This window comes from Streptomyces chattanoogensis (assembly GCF_001294335.1).
Classification (GTDB): domain Bacteria; phylum Actinomycetota; class Actinomycetes; order Streptomycetales; family Streptomycetaceae; genus Streptomyces; species Streptomyces chattanoogensis.
In genome coordinates this window covers 89,396-109,327 of sequence record NZ_LGKG01000090.1, presented here as the reverse complement: position 1 = coordinate 109,327, position 19,932 = coordinate 89,396, and the positions used below count along the sequence as shown (strand labels likewise).

Annotated in this window: 21 protein-coding genes and 1 pseudogene; 14 read left to right on the top strand and 8 right to left on the bottom strand. The window is 71.1% G+C overall.

The window, feature by feature from the left end:
• Positions 1-94 precede the first annotated feature (94 nt).
• Positions 95-1,225, bottom strand: coding sequence for an LLM class flavin-dependent oxidoreductase (locus ADL29_RS11585; RefSeq protein ID WP_053923579.1), 1,131 nt, complete (start codon positions 1,223-1,225; stop codon positions 95-97).
• Positions 1,226-1,361: 136 nt separating this feature from the next.
• Between ADL29_RS11585 and ADL29_RS11580 the strand changes: the two genes are divergently transcribed.
• Positions 1,362-1,976 carry a PadR family transcriptional regulator gene (locus ADL29_RS11580; RefSeq protein WP_053923578.1) on the top strand — a complete coding sequence of 205 codons (615 nt, stop codon included), beginning with the start codon at positions 1,362-1,364 and terminating at the stop codon, positions 1,974-1,976.
• Between the two features lie 31 nt (positions 1,977-2,007).
• Here the strand turns inward: ADL29_RS11580 and ADL29_RS11575 are convergent, their stop codons facing one another.
• Both ADL29_RS11575 and ADL29_RS11570 read right to left on the bottom strand, forming a co-directional pair.
• A complete protein-coding gene (locus ADL29_RS11575; RefSeq protein WP_157878459.1) occupies positions 2,008-2,673 on the bottom strand; it encodes a hypothetical protein in 666 nt (221 codons plus the stop codon).
• Positions 2,666-3,220, bottom strand: coding sequence for a SigE family RNA polymerase sigma factor (locus ADL29_RS11570; protein ID WP_063788446.1), 555 nt, complete (start codon positions 3,218-3,220; stop codon positions 2,666-2,668). The genes ADL29_RS11575 and ADL29_RS11570 overlap by 8 nt, the downstream gene beginning before the upstream one ends.
• 368 nt (positions 3,221-3,588) lie before the next feature.
• Between ADL29_RS11570 and ADL29_RS11565 the strand changes: the two genes are divergently transcribed.
• The 4 genes from ADL29_RS11565 (at position 3,589) to ADL29_RS11550 (ending at position 6,994) form a co-directional block, all read left to right on the top strand.
• Entirely contained in the window at positions 3,589-4,272 is a 684-nt protein-coding gene (locus ADL29_RS11565; RefSeq protein WP_053923576.1) for a glycerophosphodiester phosphodiesterase, read from the top strand.
• 162 nt (positions 4,273-4,434) lie between these two features.
• Positions 4,435-5,313: an ABC transporter substrate-binding protein gene (locus ADL29_RS11560; protein WP_053923575.1), complete on the top strand. Its 879-nt coding sequence runs from the start codon at positions 4,435-4,437 to the stop codon at positions 5,311-5,313.
• On the top strand, positions 5,310-6,215 hold the full coding sequence (locus tag ADL29_RS11555) for an amino acid ABC transporter permease (RefSeq protein WP_053923574.1): 906 nt from the start codon (positions 5,310-5,312) through the stop codon (positions 6,213-6,215). The genes ADL29_RS11560 and ADL29_RS11555 overlap by 4 nt, the downstream gene beginning before the upstream one ends.
• A complete protein-coding gene (locus ADL29_RS11550) occupies positions 6,212-6,994 on the top strand; it encodes an amino acid ABC transporter ATP-binding protein (protein WP_053923573.1) in 783 nt (260 codons plus the stop codon). Before ADL29_RS11555 ends, ADL29_RS11550 begins: the two co-directional genes overlap by 4 nt.
• A 23-nt stretch (positions 6,995-7,017) precedes the next feature.
• Here ADL29_RS11550 and ADL29_RS11545 read toward each other — a convergent pair whose 3' ends face one another.
• Positions 7,018-7,632, bottom strand: a complete 615-nt coding sequence (locus ADL29_RS11545) for a GNAT family N-acetyltransferase (protein ID WP_245689335.1) — start codon at positions 7,630-7,632, stop codon at positions 7,018-7,020.
• A 76-nt stretch (positions 7,633-7,708) separates the two neighbouring features.
• Between ADL29_RS11545 and ADL29_RS11540 the strand changes: the two genes are divergently transcribed.
• Entirely contained in the window at positions 7,709-8,095 is a 387-nt protein-coding gene (locus ADL29_RS11540; protein WP_053923572.1) for a VOC family protein, read from the top strand.
• A 140-nt stretch (positions 8,096-8,235) separates the two neighbouring features.
• Here the strand turns inward: ADL29_RS11540 and ADL29_RS11535 are convergent, their stop codons facing one another.
• Positions 8,236-9,690 carry a serine hydrolase domain-containing protein gene (locus tag ADL29_RS11535; RefSeq protein WP_053923571.1) on the bottom strand — a complete coding sequence of 485 codons (1,455 nt, stop codon included), beginning with the start codon at positions 9,688-9,690 and terminating at the stop codon, positions 8,236-8,238.
• A 151-nt stretch (positions 9,691-9,841) separates the two neighbouring features.
• On the opposite strand from ADL29_RS11535, the gene ADL29_RS11530 reads away from it, so the two are divergent.
• From ADL29_RS11530 to ADL29_RS11510, 6 genes and pseudogenes are all read left to right on the top strand, one after another.
• The gene (locus ADL29_RS11530) at positions 9,842-10,567 is read left to right on the top strand and encodes a TetR/AcrR family transcriptional regulator (RefSeq protein ID WP_053923570.1); all 726 of its coding nucleotides are present in this window, start codon (positions 9,842-9,844) and stop codon (positions 10,565-10,567) included.
• Between the two features lie 268 nt (positions 10,568-10,835).
• The gene (locus tag ADL29_RS11525) at positions 10,836-11,234 is read left to right on the top strand and encodes a DUF6234 family protein (RefSeq protein ID WP_245689334.1); all 399 of its coding nucleotides are present in this window, start codon (positions 10,836-10,838) and stop codon (positions 11,232-11,234) included.
• A gap of 91 nt (positions 11,235-11,325) precedes the next feature.
• Positions 11,326-11,403 (top strand): annotated as a pseudogene (locus ADL29_RS45100) (VOC family protein); the annotation flags it as partial.
• Between the two features lie 125 nt (positions 11,404-11,528).
• Positions 11,529-12,122, top strand: coding sequence for a DUF5134 domain-containing protein (locus ADL29_RS11520; RefSeq protein ID WP_053923568.1), 594 nt, complete (start codon positions 11,529-11,531; stop codon positions 12,120-12,122).
• A 187-nt stretch (positions 12,123-12,309) separates the two neighbouring features.
• Complete coding sequence (locus tag ADL29_RS11515; protein WP_053923567.1) at positions 12,310-13,245, top strand: M56 family metallopeptidase; 936 nt, start codon at positions 12,310-12,312, stop codon at positions 13,243-13,245.
• 334 nt (positions 13,246-13,579) lie between these two features.
• Positions 13,580-14,323, top strand: a complete 744-nt coding sequence (locus ADL29_RS11510; protein ID WP_053923566.1) for an HAD family hydrolase — start codon at positions 13,580-13,582, stop codon at positions 14,321-14,323.
• Here the strand turns inward: ADL29_RS11510 and ADL29_RS11505 are convergent.
• The gene (locus ADL29_RS11505) at positions 14,284-14,688 is read right to left on the bottom strand and encodes a VOC family protein (RefSeq protein ID WP_053923565.1); all 405 of its coding nucleotides are present in this window, start codon (positions 14,686-14,688) and stop codon (positions 14,284-14,286) included. The two genes, ADL29_RS11510 and ADL29_RS11505, sit on opposite strands and share 40 nt — an antisense overlap.
• A 323-nt stretch (positions 14,689-15,011) precedes the next feature.
• On the opposite strand from ADL29_RS11505, the gene ADL29_RS11500 reads away from it, so the two are divergent.
• Positions 15,012-15,785: an SDR family NAD(P)-dependent oxidoreductase gene (locus ADL29_RS11500; RefSeq protein ID WP_053923564.1), complete on the top strand. Its 774-nt coding sequence runs from the start codon at positions 15,012-15,014 to the stop codon at positions 15,783-15,785.
• Positions 15,786-16,065: 280 nt separating this feature from the next.
• A complete protein-coding gene (locus ADL29_RS11495) occupies positions 16,066-16,452 on the top strand; it encodes a DUF7144 family membrane protein (protein WP_211274292.1) in 387 nt (128 codons plus the stop codon).
• Positions 16,453-16,640: 188 nt separating this feature from the next.
• Here ADL29_RS11495 and ADL29_RS11490 read toward each other — a convergent pair whose 3' ends face one another.
• Both ADL29_RS11490 and ADL29_RS11485 read right to left on the bottom strand, forming a co-directional pair.
• Complete coding sequence (locus tag ADL29_RS11490) at positions 16,641-19,229, bottom strand: MFS transporter (protein ID WP_053923562.1); 2,589 nt, start codon at positions 19,227-19,229, stop codon at positions 16,641-16,643.
• Positions 19,226-19,774: a MarR family winged helix-turn-helix transcriptional regulator gene (locus tag ADL29_RS11485; protein ID WP_053923561.1), complete on the bottom strand. Its 549-nt coding sequence runs from the start codon at positions 19,772-19,774 to the stop codon at positions 19,226-19,228. Before ADL29_RS11485 ends, ADL29_RS11490 begins: the two co-directional genes overlap by 4 nt.
• Positions 19,775-19,932: the final 158 nt, after the last annotated feature.

The following is a 19,932-nucleotide window of genomic DNA, read 5'->3' as shown; positions in this document are numbered from 1 at the left end:
TTCCTCCGGTGACGGAATCGGGTTCGGGCCGCGAAACATCGAGGGCGGCATGGCATATGCCACACCACCCTCCCAGGCCACCCGTTCCCTTCCCCTATACGCCAATAAAGCATGGAATAACCTTTTCACCCCACTGGCGGATGGTTTCCATGCAGACCTCCTGCGGCACGGTGCCCATCTGGATCAGACACATGACCTCGTCGGCGCCGGCCGCCCGCAGCCGCTCCACATAGGCGATCGCGTCCCCGGCGGTGCCGTAGGCGTGGTCGGCGTGGAAAGTGGCGGTGGAGGTGGGGCGGACGGGGATGCGCTGCTCGTCGAGGCGGGCGGCGACCTGCTCGCCGGCCCGCCGCAGCTCGGCCTCGGCCTCCGCGGCCGACACGCCCGCCACGACGGCCTCGTCCGGCAGTCCGGCGCCGCCGTACCAGTAGCCGATCGACTGGGCGAAGAACCGCTGGCCGCGCAGTCCCACGGCACGGGCGCGGTCACGGTCGTCGAGCACGATCGTCGGGCACAGCACGGCGAAGTGATCGTTGACCACCGTGGAGACCAGCCGGTCGCCGGTGCGGGCCGCGCGGGCCGTGTCGTACGCGCCGCGCATCGCGGCGATCGCGTCGGGCCCCGCGAAGCCCATCACCAGGGCGCCGAGGCCCATCTCGGCGGCCTGCCGCAGCGTGTCCGTACGGCTGCACGCGAGGAAGAGCGGCGGGTGCGGCCGCTGGTGCGGGCGGGGCAGGATCGGGTGCGGCGGGATGTCGATCAACTCGCCGTGGTACTCGAGCTCCTCGTCCTGCCAGGCCCTGCCGATGATGCGCAGCGCCTCCTGCACCTCCCGGGCCGTACGGTCCCGGTCGACGCCGCACAGCGAGGTCTCCTGCTCGGTGCCGCCGCGCCCGGCGCCGAGGTCGAGCCGGCCGCCGGAGAGCAGATCGAGGGTGGCGGCGCGCTCGGCGACCCGCGCGGGGTGATTGAAGGCGAACGGCATGCAGACGACGCCGTGGCCGATGCGGAGGGTGCTGGTCCGTGCCGCGACCCAGGTCAGGAAGATTTCGGGGGCGCTCATATGCGCGTACCACTTCAGGGAGTGGTGTTCGACGGCCCAGATCCGGTCGAATCCCATCCGCTCGGCCAGCACGGCCTGTTCCACGCTGTCGCGGAAGAGCTGGTGCTCGCGCTCGACGGTCGGATCGGCGAGCTGGGCCTCGAAGATGACCGAGAACTTCATGACGCCTCCCGGGTTGCGTTCCAGCGAACTCCTTATTTTAATCAGTCATATGACTAGCCGTCAGATTCACAACAAGCAAGAGGCAGGGCAGGGGCAAGAGATACGGCAGGGGCGAGAGACAGGGCAGGGGCGGGAGATGCCGCGGGGCGACGCCGCCGGGCTTCCGCCCACCGGGTGGGCGGTGCTCGGGCTGCTCTCCTTCCGCGGCGGGCGCACCGGCTACGAGCTGAAGAAGTGGGCGGACTCCTCGCTGCGGTTCTTCTACTGGTCGCCGGCCATCAGCCAGATCTACGCGGAGCTGCGGCGGCTGGAGTCGCTGGGGTTCGCCACCTCGCGGCGTTCGGGCCCGGAGGAGCCGCGGGCCACCCGCCGCTACACGATCACCGAGGCCGGGCGGGACGCGCTCGCCGCATGGGCCGACGGCGCCGGCGACCCCGGCACCCCTGTCCTCAAGCACCCCCTGGTGCTGCGGGTCTGGCTGGGCCATCTCGCCGCCCCCGGCACCCTGCGCACCCTGGTGGAGCAGCACATCGAGCGGACCCGCGGCGAACTCGAGGAGATCCGGGACGCCCGGCTGCGCGCCGAGCAGGCCGAGCGGGCCGAGGAGTGGGCGTTCCCGCGGGTCGCACTGAGCTGGAGCGAGCGCCGGCAGCTGGCCGAGCTGGAGCTGGCCGAGGCGATGCTGGAGGACCTGGACGGGCTCGGGGAGGCCGGACGTGGGACGTGTGACGTCCCGCCCCCGCAGGAGTGAGCAGGCTCCGGCGCGTCACGGCGCCGCACCGCTACGGGGTGGCGACGTCCGACCTCAACTGCCTTACCTCCACGGCTCGTTGGCCGTCCCGCCCGCAGTCCAGCCGCACCTTCCCGTCGCCGCCGATCGGGAGGACCTGGTCCGGTGTGAAGTCGTACAGCCGCTCGCCGGTCGTGCTGGGGCGGTCTCCCGGATTCAGCAGCAGGACGTATCTGCCGGGCGGGGGAAGCTGTGCCTCGGCCACCGGATACCAGACCGTGACCGGCCTCCGGGAGGAGACCGGCCCGCGCGCCAGCGTCCCGTCGACCTCGAAGCGGAAGCCGGAACCTTCCGTCATCCCGTCGCTCAGGTCGATCGCTCCGGGCCGCAGCGTCCCGCTCACCGGCTGGAACCCGCGCGCCCGCCATGCCGCGATCTCCCGCGCGGCGGACCGTACGCACTGTGCGGGGGCGGCCGCCACCACCCGGTCGCTGTGCTGTTCCTTACGGCCGACGGCGAACGGCACCGCGACCGCTCCCGCGGCGACGGCCGCCGCCACCCCCGCGGCCAGCGCCGCCCGCCGCCGTACCAGCCCCCGGCGGGCCTGCTCGGTGAACTCCGGCCCGGGACACCGGACCCGGACGTCCGGCTCGGCCGCCTCCGCGAGCAGCTGCCGCACCCGCTCGGCCACGAGCACGCGCTCTCCGTCGTCACTCATCGCCCGCGCCTTTCTCCCGATCCGTTACCGCTGTGAGGAAACCCGCGTCACGTAACGCGGACAGCGCACGGGCCGCCCGGCTCTTGACCGTGCCGACCGAGCAGCCCAGCGCCTCGGCGATCCCCCGTTCGGTCAGCTGGTGGTAGTAGCGCAGCACCAGTACGGCCCGCTGGGCGGGCGGGAGTTGGCGCAGCACGGCCCGTACGGACACGGCGGTCGCCACCCACTCGTCATGGCCGGGGCCCGGCACCTCCGGCAGCTGCTCCGCCGGGAGCTCCTGGCTCCAGCGCCGCCGCCGGTCCTTGGCCAGCAGCCGCGCCATCGTCGTCCGCGTATAGGCCTCGGCCGCCTCGATCCGGCCGATCCGCCGCCACGCCCGGTAGGTGCGCAGCAGCGCCTCCTGCGCCAGGTCCTCGGCCCCGGTGGCGGTGCCCGTCAGCAGCGTGGCCGTGCGCAGCAGGGAAGGGTAGCGAGACGCCATGAAGGCGCTGAACGCCTCGTCCCGGCCGGGGCCGTGGCCTTGGCCGTGGCTGTGGCCGTGGTGCATCGTGTGCCCTTCTGCTCATCGTGGTCTCCACGCCCGACGCGGTACGCCGCACGCCGTCCTGCGCCGTACTCCTTCAGAGGCCCTGGCCGGGCGGAAAGGTTCCCCGCGGTGCGTGGCGGCCGAGGGGGCGGGGCACTCGTACGGCCTAGGGAGCAGTTGTCCCTGCAGCGGTATGGGGCAGAACGGATTAGGCTGTGGGCCATTTCGGGCAGCAGTTTGTCGATGGTCGACACATTTCGGCCGATACCTTCAAACGGCACTTTCCAGCCAACACCTCAAAAGCCGCCAGATTCACGAGCCTAAAGATTCACGAGCCGACAGAGTCACGAGCCGACAGAAGCGAACAAGCCGACAGAAGCGAGGCAGCCTTGTCCTTTCTCACCATCGGACACCGCGGGGTCATGGGCGTGGAGCCGGAGAACACCCTGCGCTCCTTCGTGCGCGCCGAGCGCGAGGGCCTCGATGTGATCGAACTCGATCTGCATCTGAGCAAGGACGGCGCGCTCGTGGTGATGCACGACGCGGACGTGGACCGGACGACCGACGGCACCGGCCCGATCGCCGAGCGCACGCTGGCCGAACTGCGGGAGCTGGATGCCGGGCGGGGCGAGCGGATCCCGGTGTTCGAGGAGGTCGTGGAGGCGGTCAAGGCACCGCTGCAGGCCGAGATCAAGGATGTGGCGGCCGCGCAGGCGCTGGCGGAGGTGATGCGTGCGCGCGATCTGACCGGCCGGATCGATGTGATCTCCTTCCACGACGAGGCGCTGGCCGCGATCCGCACACTGCTGCCGGGCGTCCGGACCGCCCTGGTGGGCAGCCGCTACGGCACCGATGTCGTCGACCGCGCCCAGGTCGTCGGCGCGAGCATGCTCTCGCTGAACATCCGCCGGCTCACCCTAGAGCTGGTCGAGCGCGCGCACGCCGCGCATCTGAAGGTCCTGGGCTGGACGGTCAACACCCACGATCAGCTCCGGCTCGCACGCGGACTGGGTCTGGACGGGGTGGTGACCGACCGGCCCGAGATCCGGCGGGCGGTGCGCTTCACGGCGTGAGAGGCGGAGCGGAGGGCGGCCCGCCCGGCATCGGGACGTAGGGACGCAAGGGGGCGCGCCTGGAGAAATCCGCAGTTCACAGGCGCGCAACGTCCTTCCAGCATGCGGACTTTTCGCCGGGTGATCTCGACAGACGGCCCTGCGCACTGCCAGTCTCCCGCCATGCGCCTCGTCAACCGCCCTTTCCGCCGTACCGCGTGGGCCACCGTCGTACTGCTCGCCGCGGCCGTCGGCTGTGCCCCGCAGGATGCGTCCCCCGGTGGCTCCGCCTCCGGGCAGGGCAAGCAGAGCTGTGACCGCGGAAAGCTGGCCACGGTGGCCGCCGGCACGCTCACGGTGGGCACCGACAAGCCCGCGTACGCACCCTGGTTCGCCGACGACGACCCGGCCAACGGCAAGGGCTTCGAGTCGGCCGTCGCCTATGCCGTCGCCAAGCAGCTGGGCTACGGCAAGGACAAGGTGCGGTGGCAGACGGTGCCCTTCAACAACGCCTTCGCGCCTGGTGAGAAGAAGTTCGACTTCGACATCAACCAGATCTCCATCAGCGCCTCGCGCAAGCAGGCGGTGGCCTTCTCCTCCGGTTACTACGACGTGCGGCAGGCGGTCGTCGCGCTCAAGGGCTCCAAGGCGGCGAAGGCGAAGAGTGTCGCCGACCTCAAGGACGCCAAGCTCGGCGCGCAGGTCGGTACCACCAGCCTCGACGTCATCAACGACACCATCCATCCCAGCCAGTCCCCCGCCGTCTTCCAGAAGAACGACCTGGCCAAGTCCGCGCTGAAGAACGGGCAGGTCGACGCGGTCGTGGTGGATCTGCCGACCGCGTTCTACATCACCTCGGCCGAGGTCAAGGACGCCACGGTCGTCGGGCAGTTCCGGACCGGCGGCAGCGCGAAGGAGCAGTTCGGGCTGGTCCTGGACAAGGAGAGCCGGCTCACCGGATGTGTGACGGCCGCGGTGGACGCGCTGCGCAAGGACGGCACCCTGGCCGCGCTGGAGAAGAAGTGGCTGACCGATGCCGTCTCCGCGCCGGTGCTCAAGTGACGTACACCGACACCGCTGACACTGACGCCGCGGACACTGACCCCGCCGGCACCGACGCCTATGTGCCGTCGCAGCGGCGGATCGACCGGGAGCGGTTCAAGCGGACGCGGGCCCGGCGGGCGGCCTCCGTTGCCGCGCTGAGCACCCTCGTCACCGGCGTGGTCCTCTTCCTCGTCATCACCAACTCCCCCGGCTGGCCGCGCACCCGGGAGACCTTCTTCAGCGCCGAGTACGCACGCAAGGCGCTGCCGAAGGTGCTGGAGGGGCTGCTGCTGAATCTGCGGCTGCTGGTGGTGTGCGGGGCGGCGGTGCTGGTGATCGGGCTGTTGCTGGCGATCGCCCGGACACTGCGCGGTCCCGTGTTCTTCCCCTTGCGCGCCCTGGCCACGGCCTACACCGACTTCTTCCGCGGACTGCCGCTGATCATCTGCCTGCTGATGGTGGTCTTCGGGGTCCCGGCGCTGCGGCTCCAGGGCGTGACCACCGATCCGGTGGTCCTCGGCGGATCGGCGCTGGTGCTGACGTATTCGGCGTATGTGGCCGAGGTCTTCCGGGCCGGGATCGAGTCCGTCCACCCCTCGCAGCGGGCCGCGGCCCGGTCCCTGGGCCTCTCCAGCGGCCAGGCACTGCGCTACGTCGTGCTGCCGCAGGCCATCCGCCGCGTGGTGCCGCCGCTGCTCAACGACCTCGTATCGCTGCAGAAGGACACCGGTCTGGTCTCCATCGCGGGCGCGGTGGACGCGGTCTACGCGGCACAGATCATCGCGGGCAAGGACTTCAACTACACGCCGTATGTCGTCGCCGGGCTGGTGTTCGTCGCGCTGACCATCCCGATGACGCGCTTCACGGACTGGGTCACGGCCCGGATGGACCGCCGGCGCGCCCAGGGAGGAACGGTATGAGCACCACCGAGGAAGCGCAGCCGGGCAGCGAGGGGCCGGTGCTGCGGCTGGAGTCCGTACGCAAGACGTACGGCCGCGGCACGGTCGTCCTGCGGGACGTGGATCTCGAGGTCGCCCCGCACACCGTGACCGCGCTGATCGGCGCCTCGGGATCCGGTAAGTCCACCCTTCTGCGCTGTGCGAATCTGCTGGAGGAGATCGACGACGGCGCGATCTTCCTGGACGGCGAGGAGATCACCGATCCCCGGGTGGACGAGGATGCCGTACGCCGCCGGATCGGCGTGGTCTTCCAGGCGTACAACCTCTTCCCGCACATGACCGTGCTGGACAACATCACGCTGGCGCCGCGCCGGGTGCACGGCGTACCCCGCGCGGAAGCCGAGGCGCGCGCCCATGAGCTGCTGGAGCGCCTGGGGCTCGGCGGGCGGGCCGGAGAGTACCCGGACCGGCTCAGCGGCGGGCAGCAGCAGCGGGTGGCGATCGTCCGCGCGCTGGCGAGCCGGCCCCGGCTGCTCCTGCTGGACGAGATCACGGCGGCGCTCGACCCGGAGCTGGTCGGCGAGGTGCTCGGCGTCGTCCGCGATCTCAAGGAGGACGGGATGACGATGGTCATCGCCACCCACGAGATGGGCTTCGCCCGCGAGGTGGCCGACCAGGTGTGCTTCCTGGACGGCGGGGTGGTACTGGAGCGCGGCACCTCCGACCAGATCTTCGGCAGCCCTCAGCGGGAACGCACCCGCCGCTTCCTGGACCGGATCGTCGAGGCGGGGCGGCTGTAGTCCGTGCTGCCGCCCGGCCCGGCTCAGCCGAGCGCCTTGACCAGCAGCTCGAATTCCAGGTCGTCGCGCTGCGGGATGCCGAACCGCTCGTCGCCGTACGGGAACGGGGTCATCTCGCCGGTGCGCCGGTAGCCGCGGCGCTCGTACCAGGCGATCAGCTCCTCGCGCTGGCGGATCACCGTCATCCGCATCTCGCGGGCGCCCCAGGTGGCCTGGGCGGTGCGCTCCGCCTCGCTGATGATCACCTTGCCGAGACCGGCGCCCTGCAGTGCCGGGCGGACCGCGAACATACCGAAGTAGGCGTGGTCACCGCGGTGTTCGAGCTGGCAGCAGGCGACCAGCTCGCCGTCCTGCTCGGCTATCAGCAGCCGGCCGTCCTCATTGCGCACCACGGCCGCGACACCGTCGGGATCGGTGCGCTGGCCCTCCAGCAGATCCGCCTCGGTCGTCCAGCCGGCCCGGCTCGCGTCCCCGCGGTAGGCCGATTCGATCAGCCCGACGAGGCCGGGGATGTCGGCGTCGACGGCGGTACGGAAGAGGAGCCGGCCGCCTGGCGACTGCCCGGCGGACGGGTGACTGGCGGACGACTGGCCGGCGGACGACTGGCCCGTGGAGGGCATCTGGCTGGTGGACGGCATGGTGCGAGGCTAACAAGAGGCGCGGCCGCCGTGTCAGGGCCGTTCGTCCTTCGTCCTTCCCCTTAAGGTCCGTCCCATGGTGCAGGTACTGAGCAGCAGGGTGCTGGTGCGGCCGTCCGATCCCGCGCGGTCCAGGGCGTTCTACGGCGAGGCGCTGGGGCTGGAGATCTACCGGGAGTTCGGTACGGGGCCCGACCGCGGCACCGTGTACTTCCTCGGCGGCGGCTTCCTGGAGGTCTCCGGCCGCTCGGCGGAGCCGGCCACGGGCACGCTCCAGCTGTGGCTCCAGGTGGCGGACGCGGCGGCGGCGCACGAGGAGCTGGTGGCGCGCGGCGTGGAGGTGCTGCGGCCGCCGGTGCGGGAGCCGTGGGGCCTGATCGAGATGTGGCTGGCGGATCCGGACGGGCACAAGGTTGTCATCGTGGAAATCCCCGCGGACCATCCACTCCGATACCGGCCCTGACACCTAACGCAGCCCCACGGGGCCTCGGGGCCCAGGCCACTTGGGCATCTCTGACAAGCCCGCACCCGTGAAGGACGCATCGGATGCCGGTGGACCGGAGCCGAGGAGGCCACCCCCGCTCCGGCCGGCGCAGCCGGGCTCTACGCGGTCTTGGGGCCGCAGCGCATGCCGATGTAGACGCAGCCCGTGCCGTCGGGCAGCGTGGAGAAGACCACGGGCGTGTAGTCCTCGCTGAACGCCGCGCCCACTCCCGTACCGGCGAAGACCGTCTCCGTCACCGGCAGCAGATCGATCTGGAGGGGTTCGGAGAAGTCCTTCATACCGTCGACGAATTCGTACCGCGCGTGGCCCGCGCCGTCCCGCTCGGTCACGGTGATGACCACGCCCTCGCGCCGGTAGGTGCCGACCAGCGGTGCGAAGTCGACCGCGGGCGGCTGGGCGGGCGGGGCGAAGGGCTCCGGCATGGTCACCCCGGCGAGTTCGGCGAGGAGTTCGCGGTAGAGCGCCGCGTACACCTCCCGTGCGCCACCGCCGTTGGTGAGCAGCGCGACCGCGACGCCCGCCGACGGCACCACGCGCAGGTAGCCGTACTGCCCGATGGAGGCGCCGTCGTGGCCGTAGCCCGGGACGCCGTTCCAGTCGTAGAGGGTCCAGCCCAGGCCCCAGCCGTCCGAGCTGACCGTCCACTTGTCGGGACAGTCCACCACCCGGCGCTGCATCAGCGCGACCGTCTCCTTCGAGAGCACACGCGTGCCGTCCTCGGCCACGCCGCCGGCCAGGTGCATCCGTGCGAGCCGGGCGAGGTCTCCGGCGGTGGCGATGACCCTGCCGTAGGGGCCCGCCGAGCGCGGCATCATGTCCCATTGCGGTGCCGGGTCCGGCATCTGGCCCGGCTCGCCCAGGTGCCCCATCGCCGTGCGGAACCGCAGCGCCTCCTCGGGCAGCGTCATGGTGTGCGTAAGGCCGAGCGGGGTCAGGAGCAGGTCCTTCAGTGCCTGGTCCCAGACCTTGCCGGTCACCACCTCGATGATCCGGCCGAGCACGTTGTAGCCGACGCTGCTGTAGGAGATCACGGTGCCGGGCGGGCAGTCGAGCGCCACTCCCTTCGCGGCCTCGACGTACTTGGCGAGGCAGTCGTCGCCGCGTCCGCTGTCGTGGGTGAAGTCGCAGGTGAGACCGCCGGTGTGGCTGAGCAACCGGCGTGTGGTGATCGCCCTGGTCGCCTCGGGGTCGGCGACCGAGAACTCCGGCAGTACGTCCACGACCGGTGCGTCCAGGTCCAGTTCACCTGATTCGGCGAGCTGCATGATCAGGGTGGCGGTGTAGACCTTGGCTATCGAGCCCATCTGAAAGACCGAGTCGGTCGTCACCTCCACACCCGTTCCCCGGTGCAGCACGCCGCTGGCCAGTTCGTGGACGGTCCCGTCGACGAGGAGCGCGAGAGAGGCGCCCGGGACGTGGTGCTTGGCGCGCAGTGCGTCGAGGCGGGCCTGCCAGTAGGCCAGGTCCAGCTTCCGGCCCGCAGAATCCCGGGATCCCCACGCGCCCGTGGCATCCCAGTTGCCTCGCTCATCCCAGCTCACGTTCTTCGACATGCCTGCCCCCTCCGATGCGTACAGCGTTCTCTCGATGCGCACACTGTACGCAGAGAAGAACGCTGTACGCAAGATGCGTACAGCGTGCGCTACGATGGGGAAGCCCTGGGACGCACAGGGATGACGCACAGGGATGGGGATGAGGGCCCGTATGCCAGCCGACGAGAAGCCGACCGCATCGGTGTGGACCCGGCCGCGCCGCCCGCAGCGGGAGCAGCTGACCCGCGAGCAGATCGTGGCCGCGGCGATCGAACTGCTGGATCTGGAGGGCATCGAGGCGCTCAGCATGCGCAAGCTCGGCAGTCACCTGAACGCCGCGGCCACATCCCTCTACCGGCATGTGGCCAACAGGGATGAGCTGATCCAGCTGGTCGTGGACGACGTCTACGGCGAGCTCGAGCTGCCGGCCACCGCCGACCGGACCCAGTGGCGCGCGGCCGTCACCCGCATCGCCGCCGATCTGCGGGCGATGACCCTGCGCCACCCCTGGATCGCCCCCGAGCTCGGCCAGGTCGGCCTCGTCCACATCGGTCCGAACGCCCTGCGGATGTCATCGGGGATGCTCGCCCAGTTCGAGGCGGCCGGCTTCCCCGCGAACGAGAAGGACCAGGCCGTGGGGACGCTCACGGCATACGTCATCGGGATCGCGACCTCCGAGGCCGCGTACCTCTCGTTGATCGCCCGCAGCGGCAAGACCGAGCAGGAGTGGGTGGCGGGGCTGCGGCCGACCTTCGACGAGGCCTCGCAGCAACACCCGCGGCTGCGGGAGGGAGACTCCGCCCAGCGGGAAGTGCACCCGCAGCAGATCCGCGACGACCACTTCTCGTACGGGCTCGACCGGGTCCTCGACGGCCTGACGGCCCGGCTCGACGGCTGAACCGACGCGCCGGCGTGCGCGTTCGTTCACCACACCCGGGCGACGGGGGTCCGGACGACCCCTCACGGGACGGCTCGGCGATGACGCCGCCGAACTCACTGCGCTCGCCGGCCACCCCACTGCCCGCCTGATCATCCCCACCGGGGCCGTCACCCTGTGCCCGCGAGTGCCGGTTTCGCCTGATTTATTACTTCGTTTCGGCCGAAATGACCTCGCACTGAGTACGCGTACTCATGCGCACCGCTGCCAGGCTCGGCACTCTGCGGCCATGACGAACACCCCTCCGGCGCCGGATCGCTGGCGCCCCTGGTCGCACCGAACACGCTGGGGCGTGGACCTCGCCTTTGCGATCCCGCTGTTCCTGCTGGAGACCGCGTGGCTTGTGCTGGACTGGATGCTGGGTTTCGGCCTCGAGGTATGGGCAGCGCAGGGCGACCAAGACCAGATCGACGCGGCCGGTGTTGCCCACATCGGGCGGGTGTGGGTGGTGCTGATTGCCGTACTCATCATGGCGGTTCTCGCGGGAGTCTTCCGTGCCCGCTGGACGGTGATCACACATCTGCTGGTGGCCCTCCTGGCCGGCGGGGTGTTGGTGCTCGCGCAGCACCAGCAGGACAGCAGCCATGCTCCGCCGCCCGGGTGCATCCGCTACAGCGCGAACTGCTGAGGGAGCCGGGCGCGGCTGATGCGGAACTCCGCCGCGCAGTACGCCTCCCACGAGGTGACGCCCAAGGGGTGCCAGATGCGTCGCCGCGAGGTGGCTCCAGGATCCGGACGGCCATCGGATCGTGGTGACCGAGGTGCCCGCGGACCATCCGCTGCGCTATCGCCCCTGACCGCTCCCGTCGGCGGCGCACTGCGCCGCCGTTACCGCCGTCCGTGCTCCCCCGTTGCGCCGGTGCGCTCCCATGCGCCCTGCCGGATCTGGGCAGCCTGGCGTCGAGCGTGTGGGGGAGGTGCCGTGCACGGATCGCCGTTGGTCGGCTGGCTGCTGGTGCTGCTGTGCGGTGCGGCGGGTGTGTACTGCCTGTCGAGGGCGCGTACGGGCCCGGTCGCGCAGCGGGTGGAGGTGCGCGGCGAGGGGATGATGGCGTCGGGGATGGCGGTGATGGCGCTGCCCGCGTCGGCCGTGGCGCCGCCGTCGTGGTCGCCCTGGCTGTTCGTCGCCGCCTTCGGGGCGATGGGGCTGTGGGCGCTGGTGTGCCGTCATATCCATCATGCCGTCGGCGCGCTGGCCATGGTGTATATGGCGCTGGCGATGGTGCTGCCCCCGGTGGGCGGTGAACGGGCCGGCGGCGTGGTGCAGCCGCACCACCTGGGTCACACCGGTCCGATGAGCCATACGACGCCGGGCGGGGTGCCGTTGCTGACCGGCCTGTTGCTCGCGTATTACACCGTTTTCGTCCTCGCCGCCGGAGTACGTCTGGCGCCCCCGGCCGTGGTGGCCGACGGCTCGGCGGTCGATCGCCCGCGGGCCGATGGGCGGCCGGCGGTGGTGGCGGCCTGCCGGGTGGCGATGGGTATCGCCATGCTCGCCATGCTGCTGACCGTCTGACCGGCCGACCGCCTGACGCCGACGTGCCGTCCTGCCGACGTCCCGTCCTGCCGACCGTCTGACCTGCGAAGGACGTTCCGCGGCGGGTTTGCGGACGTACGCGTCCCACACCTCTCCCAGGGGTGTCGTACCTCACATACACCGCGCGACCGTACCCACTGGTAGCCGCCACTCATAGGCTGGCGCCATGATGGTCCCCCTCGCGCTGATGGTTCTCGGCGCGCTGGCCGCGGCGATGGCGCCGCGCCTGATGGCCCGTTCCGACTGGCCCGACCGCGAGCCGGTGCTCGCCCTGTGGGTGTGGCAGTGCGTGGTGGCCGGGGTACTGCTGTGCTGCGGGCTCGCGATGTCGCTGAGTGCGGCCGCCGCCTGGGAGAGCGTCCGCAGCCCGGTCTTCGGGCTCGCACCGCGGGTGGTCGTCGAGGCGTATGCCCTCAATGCGTACGGGCCGTGGGCCGGGGCACTGGCCGTCTCCCTGGCGGGCGGTGGCGCCTGGACGGCCGTGGCCCTGACCCGCGAGGTACGAGCCGCCCGCGCCCGCCGTCGGCGGCGCCGCGCCGATCTGCTGCGCCGCGCACCGCTGTTGCCCGGGGAAGAGCCGTCCGGACAGCGACTGGTGGTCCTGGAGGGCGACCGCCCGCAGGCCTGGCGGTTGCAGCAGTCCTCGCCCCAACTGGTCATCACCACCTCGGCGTTGCGCAGGCTGAAGGGCCGTCAGCTGGACGCGCTGATCGCCCATGAGCAGGGACACGCACGCGCCCGGCACGACCTCCTCCTGTACTGCGCGAGCGCACTGGCCGCCGGCTTCCCGCAGGTCCCGGTCTTCGCCGCCTTCCGCGACCAGGTGCACCGGCTGGTCGAGCTGGCCGCCGACGACTCGGCCTCGCGCCGTTTCGGCCGGCTGACGATCGCCCTCGCGCTGGTCGAACTCAACGAGGACCGCGGGGTGTTCGGCCCCTGCCCGCCGCAGCTCGCACAGGTCCCGCAGCGGGTGGACCGGCTGCTGACGCCCGCCCCCCGCTTCACCCCCGGACGCCGGCTGCGGATGACGGCGTTCGCCGCCCTGGTCCCCGCCGTACCGCTGCTGGTGACCTTCATTCCCGGACTGAGCGCGCTGACCTAGCGCCGTCACTCGGCACGTTGGGCGATTGGTGCATCAGGTGCATCGGCCGCCTCGCCCTCACTCCGCGCGTCGGCGAGGATCACCCCATGGCCCCCATCAACCGACTGCATCCGGGTGGCGGCCACCGCGCTCGCCGGTACGGCGCTGCAGCATGCGCTGACGGCGCTGATCGGCCGGGCGTGCACTGGCCGTCGGATGTCGTCGCGGGCCGGCTGCTGGGCGGGGCGCTGGTGGCCGGTGGGGCCGCGGTGTATCCGGGGCACGGGCACGGAGCGGGTACGCCGCCCGGCTCGCGGTGTTGGCCCGGTGCCGTACACCGGTCAGGATGGCAGTCATGACGACGATCAAGGGTGTGCTCTTCGACTTCTCCGGAACGCTGATGCGGATCGAGTCCGCCGAGTCCTGGCTGCGCGCCGCCCTGGACGCATCCGGCACCGACCTGGACGACGCCGAGATCCGCCGTCTCGCGGCCGCACTGGAGCGGGCGGGCGCGCTGCCCGGCGGCTCCTCCCCCGCCGAGCTCCCCGGCGAGCTGGCGGACATGTGGGAGATCCGCGACCGCGACGCCGCCCACCACCGCGCTCTCTACACCGGCCTGGCCCGCCAAGTACCGCTCCCCATCCCCGAGTTGTACGACGCGCTCTACGAACGCTCCATGGCGGCGGACGCCTGGACCCCCTACCCCGACGCCGCCGAGGTGCTGGCGCAGCTGCACGGGCGCGGGATCCGTATCGGTGTCCTGAGCAACATCGGCTGGGACCTGCGGCCGGTGCTGCGGGCCCACGGCCTCGACCGCCACATCGACCGCTTCGTCCTGTCCTACGAGCACGGCGTCCAGAAGCCGGACCCGAAGATCTTCGCGCTCGCCTGCGATGCACTGGGGCTGGCGCCGTCCGACGTCCTGATGGTGGGCGACGACCGCACCGCCGACGGTGCCGCAACGGCGCTGGGCTGCGCATATCTGCCGGTGGACCATCTGCCGGCCGAGCGGCGGCCGGACGGGTTGCGGCCGGTGCTGGGGCTGGTGGGGACGGCGGGTCAGTCCGCGGACGAGGAACGCAGGACCAGCCACTCCTGAAGCTCGAGGAGGTTGCCCTCGGGGTCCTTCAGGTGCGCGACCCTCATCCGGTCCGTCATCGGGCCCGGTCCGTGGACCAGGACGGCGCCGCGCCCGGTGATCTCGGCGCAGTACGCGTCGACGTCCTCGACCCGCAACACGACCAGCGACCGGTACCCGCCCGGCTCCGCCCCCAGCTCGCCGATCACCTCGGCCATATCGGCCCGCTCCTGCAGGGCGATGCCCGCCGATCCGCTGTCGCAGAGGAACTTGGCATACGGGCCGTCCTCGGCCTCGAACTGCGGCTTCAGGCCCAGGACATCGCGGTAGAAGCGGTACGAGGTGCGGAAGTCGGCTACGAGCAGGCGGACTTGGGCCAGTTCCATGGGTGTTTCCCGTTCCCTCTAGGTCTTGCGTGCGTTGCGTCTCGCATTCTTTGTCTCTCGCGTTCGTTGTCACACTAGCCCCGGGGGCGGGGGCGCCCGCGGCCGGTGGCACGCGAGGAGCTGGGAGCGTGCTCGGATTACCGTGGTGGACACCGCAGTTCGGGCATGCCCCAGGACCCACGTCCCATGTGGCCAACGTCCCATGTGGCCCACGCCCCACGCGCCGACGCGGAGACGCCCCGTACACCGGACGCGCGCCCTGCACCGGACCGCACCGTACACCGCCCGCGCCATACACCGCCCGCCAGGAGGACTCGCACACCATGACCGACTACCTCGACGCGCTCTTCTCTCTTTCCGGCCGCCGGGCCCTCGTCACCGGAGGCAGTTCCGGTATCGGCCGGGCCGTCGCCGAGGCGCTGGGGCGGGCCGGGGCCGACGTGATGCTGCTGGCCAGGCGGGCGGATGCGCTGCGCGTGGCGGCCGGGGAGTTGCGGGCGGCGGGGTGTTCGGCGGAGTGGGTGAGCGTCGACCTGGGGGATCGGGATGCGCTGCGCCGTGGGGCGGAGGAGGTGGTGCGGCGGCACGGGGAGCCGGACATTCTCGTCAACGCTGCGGGGGTCAATCCCCGTCCGCCGATGAATGAGCTGACGGTCCCCGACTGGGACCGCACCATGGCCGTCAATCTGGACGCACCGTTTCTGCTGGGGCAGCGGTTCGGGCCCGGGATGGCGGAGCGCGGATGGGGCCGGATCATCCATATCGCGTCGCAGCAGGCGATCCGGGCGTTCGGCAACAGCGGTGCGTACGGGGTGTCCAAGGCCGGGCTCGCCGCGCTGACCCGGTCACAGGCCGAGGCCTGGTCGCGGCACGGGGTGAGCGTGAACGCCATCGCCCCCGGGTTCGTCCGCACCCCGCTCAACGAAGCCGTGTTCGCCGACCCCGAGCGCACCGAGGCAATGGCCCGCCGGACGATGGCGGGGCGCAACGGCGAGCTGGACGACTTCGCAGGTGCGGCGGTTTTTCTGGCCGGGCCGGGGGCGGCGTATGTGACAGGGCAGACGGTGTTTGTGGACGGCGGATTCTCGGTGATGTGAAGGGCCGGTGGCCGGGCCGGGAGGCTGCTGCTCTCGTTGCGGGGTGCGCCGCTGCTGACCGGGGCGGGGCGCACCTCCGTGCTCCCGCATGAGATCGCCCCGCAGTCGGCGGAGATGCGGGCGCCCGGCCCCTGTGAAACCGTGGAAGAGCAGCGTGTCCGCCGACGGGCTCGGGTGTCGACGGCCGGGGTGTCCCTGTCAGGTGTCGGGCCTCCCCTGTCTGCGTCCCTACTTCCCTGCAGTTATGCCAGGCCCCAGTTTCTCCTGTGAGGAGCGCGCGATGGCCTCTCGGACACGCATCAGCGGTTGGACGGTACTGGCCGCGGTCCTGATGATCTTCGGCGGCATCATGACCATCCTCCAGGGCATTGCCGCCATCGCCCACAACCACGTCTTCGTCGCGACACGGGACTACTTCTTCGCGTTCAGTCTCACCGGCTGGGGATGGATCCATCTCATTCTGGGCATCGTCATCCTCCTCGCGGGCTGTGCGCTGTTCGGCGGTGCGACATGGGCGCGGGTGGTCGGCGTCATCCTGGCGGCCCTCGCCGCGCTCTCGAACTTCCTGTGGATCCCGCACGCGCCGTTCTGGGCCATCGTGTTGCTGGCCATCAACATCACCATCATCTGGGCGCTGTGCACGGGTGACCGGCGGCGGGTCAGGTAACGAGGGGCGGGTAGACCGCCGCTGACGAAGCGGCCGTACGCGCCGGACGGGGCCTGGCCGTCCACACAAGCGCCCGGTCGGGGAAGCCCCGACCGGGCGCTCGCACAACCCGCTCCCGTCCGCCGTCCGCCATCTGCCATCTGCCGTCAGCCATCAGCAGTCAGCAGTCAGCAGTCAGCAGTCAGCAGTCAGACCACCGGATCGTGGCCCAGCTCGATATCGAACTCGCTGCGTCCGGTGCCCTCCAGACGCAGCGGGCGGGCGGCCGGCGGGTAGCCGCTGGCGATGACGGTGAACTCGCCGCCGTCGAGGTCGGTGAAGACGTACGCGCCGTCGCTGCCGGTGGTGGCGGTGCCCACGACATTGCCGGCCGGGTCGAGCAGCGTCACCCGGGCGTCGTTCGCCGGGCTGCCGTCCGCCGTACGGATCACCCCGCGTACGCGCGCGCCGTGCGCCAGCCGGACCTCGTACCAGTTGCGGGTGCCGGAGACAACCTCGGCCTGGAGCGCGGACGGGCGGTGGCCGTCGGCGCTGACGGCCAGCGTGTAGCTGCCGGGGACCAGTTCGCCGAAGGCGAAGCCGCCGTCCTGGCCGGCCAGGCCCGAGGCCACGACCTCGCCCCGTACGTCGGTGGCCACGACCAGCGCACCGGGCACCGGCTCGTCGCCCTTTTCCGCACGGACCTCGCCGGACAGCCCGGCCGAACCGCTGAGCGTCAGATCGAACCGCACCGGCTCGCCCGCCACGACAACGGTCGCGGCCTGCGGCTGCCGGGATCCCGCGGCACCGATCAGCACATAGGTGCCGGGGCCGGGGACGGGCAGCTCGTAGCCGCCGTCCGCGGTGGTCGAGGCGCGGCCGAGCTGCTGCCCGCCGACGTCGATGAGGGTGATCACCGCCTGCGCCACCGGGCTGCCGTTGGCGTCCCGTACGGAACCCACGATGACGGGGCCGGCGGGCGTGCTTGCCGCAGGGACCGCGTCGGCGGGAGCTGCCCCGGCGGTGTCGGCACCCTGTGCAGCCGGTGCCTCCGCACCGCCGGCACCCGCCGCCCCGCGCACCTCACCGCTCGCCGCCGCATCCGCCTCCGCCTCCGCATCCGCCTGCGCTCGCGCCTGCAGTCCGGAGATCTGCCGCAGCGGCACCTCCTTGACGAACAGCACCAGCAGGAAGGCCAGCGCGACGACGATCGCGCCCATCAGGAAGACGGTGTGCATCGAGTCGGCGAAGCCGCGCTTGAACGGCTCGGCCAGCCGCGGGTCGAGGTGCTGGATGAACGACGAGTCGCTGAGCACCCCCGAGGAATCCCCGCCGCCGGAACCGCCCTTGACGATGTCCACGACCGGCTTGTTGGCCGGGTCGTGCAGCACCGACGGGTCGTGCAGGGCCGCCTGGAAGCGCTCGGACCTCATCGCGTCCCGGAACGCCGAGGAGATCTTGTCGCCGACCGTGCTGAACAGCACCGACAGGAAGATCGCGGTACCGGCGGTGGCGCCCATCTGCCGGAAGAAGGTGGAGGAGGCGGTCGCCACACCCATGTCCTTCGGCGGCACCGCGTTCTGCACCGCCAGCACCAGGGTCTGCATACAGCCGCCCAGGCCGAGCCCGAAGACGAGCATGTAGACCATGGTTTCCCACAGCGGCGTGTCCCACTGCACACGGAAGTGGAACAGCAGCATCGCCGCGATCATCAGCGCCGTACCGAGGATCGGGAAGATCTTGTAGCGGCCGGTCTTGGCGGTGATCTGGCCGGAGGCGATGGACGCGATCAGCATGCCCGCCATCAACGGCAGCATTTCCAGGCCCGACTTGGTGGGGCTGGCGCCCTTCACGATCTGGAGGTACTGCGGGATCATCAGCATCCCGCCGAACATGCCCATGCCGATCAGCACGGACAGCAGGCTGGTCATGCTGAAGGTGCCATTACGGAACAGCCGCATCGGGATCAGCGCGTCATCGCCGATCCGCCGCTCGGCGAAGATCCAGGCGATGATGCCGACGACGCCGACGGCGTAGCAGACGAGGGACTTGGTCGAGTCCCAGCCCCACTCGCGCCCCTGCTCCGCGACGAGCAGCAGCGGTACGACGCCGACGGCGATGGTGAGCGCACCCCACCAGTCGATGCGGTGGTCGCGCCGGGTGTGCGGGATGTTGAGGACCTTGGCGACGACGAACAGCGCGATGATGCCGACCGGTACGTTGACCAGGAAGACCCAGCGCCAGCCGGTGATGCCCAGCAGCTGGTCCTGTCCGGCCAGGGCGCCGCCGATCAGCGGCCCGGCCACGCTGGAGACGGCGAACGTACCGAGCATGTAGCCCTGGTAGCGGGCGCGTTCGCGCGGCGGGACGATGTCACCGATGATCGCCAGCGCCAGCGACATCAGACCGCCTGCGCCCAGGCCCTGCACCGCCCGGAACGCGGCCAGTCCGGACATCGAGGTGGAGAACGTGCACAGCACCGAGCCCACGACGAAGATGCTGATCGCGGCCAGGTAGTACGGCTTGCGGCCGTGCAGGTCGGACAGCTTGCCGTACAGCGGTGTGGCGATCGTCGAGGTGATCAGATAGGCCGTGGTGGCCCACGCCTGCTGGCTGAGGCCGTGCAGATCGTCGGCGATGGTACGGATCGACGTGCTGACGATGGTCTGGTCGAGCGCGGCGAGGAACATACCCAGCATCAGGCCGCTGAGGATGGTGAGGATCTGCCGGTGGCTCAGTCCCCCCGGGTCGGATATCGACGCGGGTTCCGCCACGGGTGGCGAAGTGGAGGTGCTCATACGTCTGTGACTCCTTGCTTCACGGCGGCGCCCTGGTCTCCGCCCGGGACCTGCCGTGCGTGTTGTTCTGCCAAGTCCTCGTTGAGCCGGCCCAGCAGCCGGATCAGATCGGCCCGGTCCTGCGGCGGCCACGGCTCGAGAAGCGCGGCCAGTTCGGCGTCGCGCTGCCGCCGGTACTGCTCGAAGGCGGCCCGCCCCGCGTCGGTGGCGGTCAGCAGCGTCCCGCGGCGGTCCTCCGGATCCGGGCGCCGGGCCACCAGGCCCCGTTCCACCAGCGAGCGCACCTGCCGGCTGACCGTCGAAAGGTCCAAGAAGGCATCCGCGGCCAGATCGGTCGCCCTGCGGTCCCCGCCGACCACCAGCCGGGCCAGCAGCACCCGGTCGGCCGCGCCGGTGTCGTGCTTGGCCCGCTGCTTCCACGCCGCGATCAGCCGCGAGAAGCGAACGATCTCCGTGCCCAGCCCGGCGGCCGCTTCGGTCAGCCCCGAAGCGGCCGTGACCTGCGACCCCGTCCGGTTGCTCGGGCAGTCCGTGCCCTTATCCATCGTTGTGATCCATCGCCGTGATCCCCCCGACAACTGCCGTAGCCCTGTCGGTCCGATAAACATATTGCTTGTACCTAGCAAGTCTAGCCTCGCGTTCGGGCCGGGGCGAGAACACCCCCTCCCAACACGGAGGCGGGGGTCGGGACTTGATCCGGGCC

Coding starts and splice junctions, on each gene's coding strand:
- ADL29_RS11575 (WP_157878459.1), bottom strand. CDS start 2,673: ATGAGTGACGACGGAGAGCGCGTGCTCGTGGCCGAGCGGGTGCGGCAG.
- ADL29_RS11485 (WP_053923561.1), bottom strand. CDS start 19,774: ATGGATAAGGGCACGGACTGCCCGAGCAACCGGACGGGGTCGCAGGTC.
- ADL29_RS11545 (WP_245689335.1), bottom strand. CDS start 7,632: ATGCCGTCCACCAGCCAGATGCCCTCCACGGGCCAGTCGTCCGCCGGC.
- ADL29_RS11525 (WP_245689334.1), top strand. CDS start 10,836: ATGACGAACACCCCTCCGGCGCCGGATCGCTGGCGCCCCTGGTCGCAC.
- ADL29_RS11495 (WP_211274292.1), top strand. CDS start 16,066: ATGGCCTCTCGGACACGCATCAGCGGTTGGACGGTACTGGCCGCGGTC.
- ADL29_RS11505 (WP_053923565.1), bottom strand. CDS start 14,688: ATGGAACTGGCCCAAGTCCGCCTGCTCGTAGCCGACTTCCGCACCTCG.
- ADL29_RS11515 (WP_053923567.1), top strand. CDS start 12,310: ATGATGGTCCCCCTCGCGCTGATGGTTCTCGGCGCGCTGGCCGCGGCG.
- ADL29_RS11530 (WP_053923570.1), top strand. CDS start 9,842: ATGCCAGCCGACGAGAAGCCGACCGCATCGGTGTGGACCCGGCCGCGC.
- ADL29_RS11535 (WP_053923571.1), bottom strand. CDS start 9,690: ATGTCGAAGAACGTGAGCTGGGATGAGCGAGGCAACTGGGATGCCACG.
- ADL29_RS11490 (WP_053923562.1), bottom strand. CDS start 19,229: ATGAGCACCTCCACTTCGCCACCCGTGGCGGAACCCGCGTCGATATCC.
- ADL29_RS11560 (WP_053923575.1), top strand. CDS start 4,435: ATGCGCCTCGTCAACCGCCCTTTCCGCCGTACCGCGTGGGCCACCGTC.
- ADL29_RS11500 (WP_053923564.1), top strand. CDS start 15,012: ATGACCGACTACCTCGACGCGCTCTTCTCTCTTTCCGGCCGCCGGGCC.
- ADL29_RS11570 (WP_063788446.1), bottom strand. CDS start 3,220: ATGCACCACGGCCACAGCCACGGCCAAGGCCACGGCCCCGGCCGGGAC.
- ADL29_RS11510 (WP_053923566.1), top strand. CDS start 13,580: ATGACGACGATCAAGGGTGTGCTCTTCGACTTCTCCGGAACGCTGATG.
- ADL29_RS11580 (WP_053923578.1), top strand. CDS start 1,362: ATGCCGCGGGGCGACGCCGCCGGGCTTCCGCCCACCGGGTGGGCGGTG.
- ADL29_RS11540 (WP_053923572.1), top strand. CDS start 7,709: ATGGTGCAGGTACTGAGCAGCAGGGTGCTGGTGCGGCCGTCCGATCCC.
- ADL29_RS11585 (WP_053923579.1), bottom strand. CDS start 1,225: ATGAAGTTCTCGGTCATCTTCGAGGCCCAGCTCGCCGATCCGACCGTC.
- ADL29_RS11550 (WP_053923573.1), top strand. CDS start 6,212: ATGAGCACCACCGAGGAAGCGCAGCCGGGCAGCGAGGGGCCGGTGCTG.